Below are 6,244 nucleotides of genomic sequence, written 5' to 3' on the forward strand. Positions count from 1 at the left end.
GTTGCAATAGCCTGATCACTCACTGCAAGAACAACTAAATCTATTTCTGAATTCAATTGTTTTATATCATCAATCGCTTGTGCTCCAACCTGCTCGGCAAGCTTTTTTGCGTGTTCGAGATTACGACTCATGATTTGAACAATTTGATGCTGAGATGCAAATGTTTTGGCCAAATGTGTTGCCACTTTGCCTGAACCCACAAAACTAATCCGCATAACTCAACTCATTGATCGCAATAAGCTTAAGCATGCCAATAAACAAAGGGCGAATCAATCGCCCTTTACCTGTATCAATTTAAAAGATGCAAAATTAGTTAAATACGTTATTTAAATAGACAATACGTTCAATGGTTCGCTGATTAAAACATTTGGTGTATTGCATTTCTGTATTTTGATCGTTCAAAGCCTGATCCCAGTAATCAGATTGTTTTTGATAAGTTTCCTTTTCTTTTTCAGGAATTTCATGGGCAGACTTTTGTGCAAGAACTTTACAATCAATATCACGTTTTTCAAACCAGTCCGTTTGATCTTGTTTAAGTTGTTCTCGCTGTTCTTCAGTCAAATTGTCCCAAGCTTGATTTAAACGTTCTACCTGTTTCTGTTTTTCAGCATCCAGCTCTTTTTTTCGGATATCCATCGCTTGTTTTGCCAGATTATATTGAGCAGCTTCTTTCTGATCATTATCCTGAATCATAGATTGATATTGTTTATTTTTTTCTATATAACTTTCAAATAAAACTGCTTGCTCAGTGATAAAAGCAACGCCCTCTAATATCTCTTTTTGATTTTGAACACTTAAACTTATGCCTTCTTTATCAGTCTTGGTAATGTCATATAATAAATTACCACGCAATTCATCATTCGTTACTGACAACCCTGATTCATTATTATCCAGATAATCTTTTACAGTAGCATAGCCATCTCCTTCACTATTCTCAATATAGGCTTGATAGGCATTTTCTGCACGTTGCATTAACCCTTTTGGAAAATGCACCACCAATTGGCTTTCACAGTTGAGCTCGGTTGCTGTTTTAGGATCTTCTGTCAAAGTTCGAATGGTTTTAATTTCAAATCGAAGTCCTTTATTAATCTTTTCTAACAGAGTACGGTCAGCTTCATAATATTCTGAGGATTGACGCAAACTTTTTTCAAGAGCTTTAATATATTCAGACTTTAAATAATCCTGTATTTGATTAAGATTATCCTGATTAGTACAACTAAAATCTGCAACATCCTGAGCCTGATTCTCGGTTTTCTTATTTTTAAAGTAGTCACAGCCACTAAATAAAATTGCAGTTGATAAAGTTGTTAAAATGATAAATTTTTTCATCGCTTTCCACTAATTGTTTGTCATTATTTATAGCGAGCATATTTTAATCATCTTTATCACTAAAAATCGAGTTTTTATTCTATTTTTATTTATTCATCCAATAAAAAACTCGGCTATGATTTTACCGAGTTTTTTTAAGATCGTTTAAAATTTAAATTAAGAACGTCTGTACTACTTTTCCAGTCAAAGTCTGATTTAAAAGTGGTGTATTTTTACCACTAGACAGAATACTTTTCTTTTCTAATGTCCACTGTAAATCAGGATCAACTAATACCCAGCCTTTTTCAGCCTGCCAACGCTCTAACATATTCGCAACTTGAGCAGGTGCTATGGTCACTTTCTCTACCCACTCAAGTGGTTCAAACAATCCTTCTTTGACCAATTGAACACCCAAAGATACATAGGTATCAAAAGCACTAATCCCCGGTAATGTTTCTGCAAATGGCATCATTTTGGCAGAACTACTCAACGGTTCATGATGCGTACAAATGGCATCAATGACACCTGATTTTACTGCTTGACGTAATTGTTGTTTATCTTGTTCAGAACGCAAAGGTGGACGTACATGAGCCAATGAATTAAAGCCATCAATTAAGGATTCAGTTAAATGTAACTGATGCATCGCAACATCAGCCGTGACTGGTAAGCCTTTGGCTTTAGCCGCTTCAATCAGTTCAATGGATTTTCCAGAAGAAATAAGACCAAAATGTGCACGAACGCCTGTGGCTTCAATCATAATCAGGTATTTCGCAATCGCAATAGTTTCTGCAATTGCAGGAATCATTGGCAAACCCTGACGTGAAGCGATAAAACCTTCATGCACGCAGCCATCTTTGGCTATTTGCGCTTCTTCTGGATAAAACACTACAGTTAAGCCCAAACCTGCTGCATATTCCAGTGTACGAATCACCACATCATCATCTTCAAAAGATGCATTGGCATTTGACACGGCGGTACAGCCACCCTTTTTAAGTGCCGCCATATTCGCAGGTTGTTTACCCATTAAGCCTTGGGTCTGCGCACCAATAATGTGTAAATGAAACTGTCCATCTGTCCATGCTTTCTCAATTAAGCCGTGAATCAAGGCACCATTGTCCTGCACGATTGGTTTAGAATCTGGCGGCGTAATCACGTGCAAAATACCATTTTCACGTGCAGCCTTACCTTCAGACTTCAAAGTACCATGCTGTTGTTGACCCGGCTCGCGTACACGCGCGCATAAATCGACCATGGTCGGCATCAACCATTTGCCTTGTGCATCGATACTTTCATCAATATGCTCAAGTGATTCAACACGTTTACCGTTTTTTAAATAAACAGTTGTAATTAGGTCAATTTTCTCTACAGGATCAAGTAAACGGACATTTTCAAGTTTGATATTGCTCATAATGTTGACCCTTATACCGCGATTGCTTCGATTAAACCCTGTTGCTGTAACTGCCCTTGCATTGTGAGTGCCAGAACTGCCATTCGCACCGCAATACCATTAGTCACCTGATGCAAAATTACAGAACGTGGGCCATCGGCAATACTGGAATCAATCTCAACACCACGATTCATTGGCCCCGGATGCATCACAATACAATCTGGTTTCGCCAACGCCAAACGTTCTTGATTCAGTCCATACATACGATAAAATTCTGCTTGAGAAGACAATGCAGGCGAATCAATTCGTTCATTTTGAATACGTAAAGCAATGATCACGTCACAATCTTTAACGCCTTCGTCCATTTTATTAAATAGGCGAACATGATCACCATATTCACTAAAACCAACTGGCAATAAAGTATTTGGTGCAATCACGCGAATATCTTGACAGCCCAAAGTCTGCAAAGCCGCAATATCTGAACGCGCAACACGAGAATGTTTAATATCACCAATAATTGCAACGCTGAGTTCTTCAAAAGGTTTATGGGTATCACGACGAATAGTCAGCATATCCAGCATTGCTTGCGTTGGATGAGCGTGGCGTCCATCGCCTGCATTAATAATCGCTAGATTTGGACAGACATCCTTAGCAATAAAATGTGCCGCACCTGAAGAGGAATGACGTACCACAAAGATATCTGCCGCCATTGCTTCCAAGTTCCAGAGTGTATCTCGCAAGGTTTCCCCTTTAGAGGTACTTGAACGTGCAATATCAATATTCAACACATTGGCAGACAAACGTTTCGCTGCCGCCTCAAAAGTAGTACGTGTACGGGTAGAATTTTCAAAAAATAAATTCATCACGGTACGCCCTTCAAGTAATGGCGTGGTGATCAACTGATTTTGATCATTTATAAAAGATTGCGCGGTATCGAGAATTTTTGTAAGCGTTTCTTTGGAAAGACCTTCGATGGTCAAAAAGTGTTTTAAATTGCCCTGCTGATTGAGCTGAATCTGACTCGGTGTATGCAATGCCGCCAAGTGCATGAGAGATTCCTTAGACGTTAAGTTAAGGCATTATACAGATATTTTTCTCAATCGGGCAGTTGAAGTTTTAGGCAAATGAACAAGTTTTCCCCTTGAAAATACGCTAAAATAACCGATTGCTTTAGCTGCTCTTGGAAAATTGAATGAATTCACCGCAACGTCTTTCTACATATTGGGTTACCTGTGCAGATGGACTGGAAACCTTATTGCAACAAGAATTACAAGGTTTAGGCATCGAGCAGACTGAACGCTTTGCAGGTCGTCTCATTTTCCAAGGGTCGCTTGAACAAGCTTACCGAATTTGTATGTGGTCGCGTCTAGCGTCACGCGTACTCAAACCAATTCATACCTACGAGATCGAATTTAGTCATGATGCCCGTGATGTTGCAGAAGAACTGTACGAAGGGGCTTTAAATTTTGATTGGTCACTGATTTTTGCACCTCAAAGTACCTTTGCCATCCGTTTGCATGTCGAACGTGAAATTAAAGTCAATACTCAGTTTGCAACCCTTAGAACGAAAGACGGTGTAGTCGATTCCTTTATGGAAGCCGTTGGCCGTCGTCCTAGCATTGATACCAAACAACCCGAAATTACCTTGTTTGTATTGGCGGGTAAAACCGAACACACCTTTTGCTTAGACTTATCAGGTGATTCCTTACATAAGCGCGGCTATCGTCACTATATGACCGAAGCACCGATTAAAGAAAATCTGGCAGCCGCAATTTTACAAAAAGCTAAATTAGAACAATTACAACCCGATTTAATTCTCGATCCAATGTGTGGTTCGGGTACCTTTATTATTGAATCTTTGATGATTTTGACCGATCGCGCACCTGGTTTAGTTCGTCGTTTTGGCTTTAATGGTTGGCATGGACATGATCGTGAACTCTGGCTTGAGATTAAAGCCGAGGCTGCGCAGCGTCATGAGGTCGCTTTAGAAAAAACCCTACCCAAATTTTATGCTTTTGATGCAGACTGGGAAGCCGTAAAAGCGACGCGCCAAAATATTATTGCGGCAGGTTTTGAAAAATTATTAGATCAAATCCAGATTGAAGAACGTCCACTTGCAGACTGGCCATCTTTTGAAAACACCTATAACAAGGCTTTCGTGGTAACCAATCCACCATACGGCGAACGTCTTGGCGATAAAGCCTCAAACCGTGCTTTTTATTTAGGTTTATCTGCCCTATTACAACAACATTTTCCGAATCAGCATGCTGCCGTGATTGCAGCACAGATTGAGCAAGCTGATGTATTGGCATTGAGCGACCCAGAAACCTTACGCTTAATGAATGGTAAATTGCCTATTTACATTCGTTTTGGTCAAGTTAAACCTGTCGCCAATCACCAGCCGTTTTTAGTAACTTGGCATGCTGATCCTGTCGAAATTGAAGGCGCACAAGATTTTGCCAATCGCTTACAAAAGAATATGTCTGCCTTGAAAAAATGGGCTACAAAAGAACAAGTGTTCTGTTTACGCCTTTATGATGCCGATTTGCCTGATTTTAATGTGGCAGTAGATTTATACGGCGATCGCTTACACGTTCAGGAATACGCACCACCGAAAACCATTGATCCTGAAAAAGCCAAGAAACGTTTTAATTTAGCATTGGCTGCCATTCGTGCAGTAACAGGGTTATCTCGCGAAGCGATATTTATTAAAACTCGTGCGCGTCAGGAAGGTAAAAGCCAATACACTAAACAAAGCACTGCATCTAAGCGTTTTATTGTTCAGGAAGGTCAAGCCAAGATTTTAGTCAACTTAACAGATTATCTGGATACTGGTTTGTTTCTGGATCATAGACAAATGCGTTTGCGCATTGCTAAAGAAGCACGCGGTAAGCACTTCTTGAATCTGTTTAGTTATACTTCGACTGCAAGCTTGCATGCCGCATTGGGTGGCGCAGCCAGCACGACGAGCGTAGATTTATCCAATACTTATTTGAATTGGTCAAAAGAAAATTTTGTTTTAAATGGTCTCACAGTTGACCATGCTGATGAACAACATATGTTCTTTGCCAGTGACTGTTTTGAATGGCTCAAAGAAGGTCATGAACAATATGACTTGATCTTTATTGACCCACCAACATTTTCAAACTCTAAAAAGTTTTATGGCACTTTTGATATTCAACGTGATCATGTGTCATTACTTAAACGAGCCATGAATCGTTTAAGTAATGAAGGAACATTATATTTTTCCAATAACTATCGTGGTTTTGAACTTGACGAAGAAATCGAAGCCCTGTTTGATGCTGAAGAAATCACCCACGATACGATTGGCCCTGATTTTAAACGAAATCAAAAAATTCACCGTGCTTGGAAAATTCAGCATCTACCGAACTAAACCTATGTTTTGAGAAAATGTAATCCATTTAATAAAGCCTGTTGAAATTTCAATGGGCTTTATTTATTGATGGTAATCGTAACATCCCCTTTGGCATTACCAAGCTGTGGTCCAATTAAATTAAGCTTATCCATACGGACTTTTTCTTCATAAGG

Annotated in this window: 5 protein-coding genes; 1 reads left to right on the top strand and 4 read right to left on the bottom strand. The window is 39.4% G+C overall.

Annotated features, from left to right (window positions below):
- The 4 genes from JR005_RS15050 to JR005_RS13570 all read right to left on the bottom strand — a co-directional run.
- A partial coding sequence (locus tag JR005_RS15050) for an NAD(P)-binding domain-containing protein (RefSeq protein ID WP_228731713.1) occupies positions 1-215 on the bottom strand: 215 nt, incomplete at its 3' end.
- Positions 216-309: 94 nt separating this feature from the next.
- Positions 310-1,329, bottom strand: coding sequence for a DUF1311 domain-containing protein (locus JR005_RS13560; protein WP_218665283.1), 1,020 nt, complete (start codon positions 1,327-1,329; stop codon positions 310-312).
- Between the two features lie 151 nt (positions 1,330-1,480).
- Positions 1,481-2,716: a dihydroorotase gene (locus JR005_RS13565; protein ID WP_218665284.1), complete on the bottom strand. Its 1,236-nt coding sequence runs from the start codon at positions 2,714-2,716 to the stop codon at positions 1,481-1,483.
- Between the two features lie 11 nt (positions 2,717-2,727).
- Positions 2,728-3,744 carry an aspartate carbamoyltransferase catalytic subunit gene (locus JR005_RS13570; protein WP_005003795.1) on the bottom strand — a complete coding sequence of 339 codons (1,017 nt, stop codon included), beginning with the start codon at positions 3,742-3,744 and terminating at the stop codon, positions 2,728-2,730.
- A 143-nt stretch (positions 3,745-3,887) separates the two neighbouring features.
- On the opposite strand from JR005_RS13570, the gene rlmKL reads away from it, so the two are divergent.
- On the top strand, positions 3,888-6,089 hold the full coding sequence (gene rlmKL, locus JR005_RS13575; protein WP_218665285.1) for a bifunctional 23S rRNA (guanine(2069)-N(7))-methyltransferase RlmK/23S rRNA (guanine(2445)-N(2))-methyltransferase RlmL: 2,202 nt from the start codon (positions 3,888-3,890) through the stop codon (positions 6,087-6,089).
- Positions 6,090-6,244: the final 155 nt, after the last annotated feature.

The sequence above is a fragment of the Acinetobacter sp. Colony158 genome (genome assembly GCF_019264745.1).
Taxonomy (GTDB): Bacteria; Pseudomonadota; Gammaproteobacteria; order Pseudomonadales; family Moraxellaceae; genus Acinetobacter; species Acinetobacter ursingii.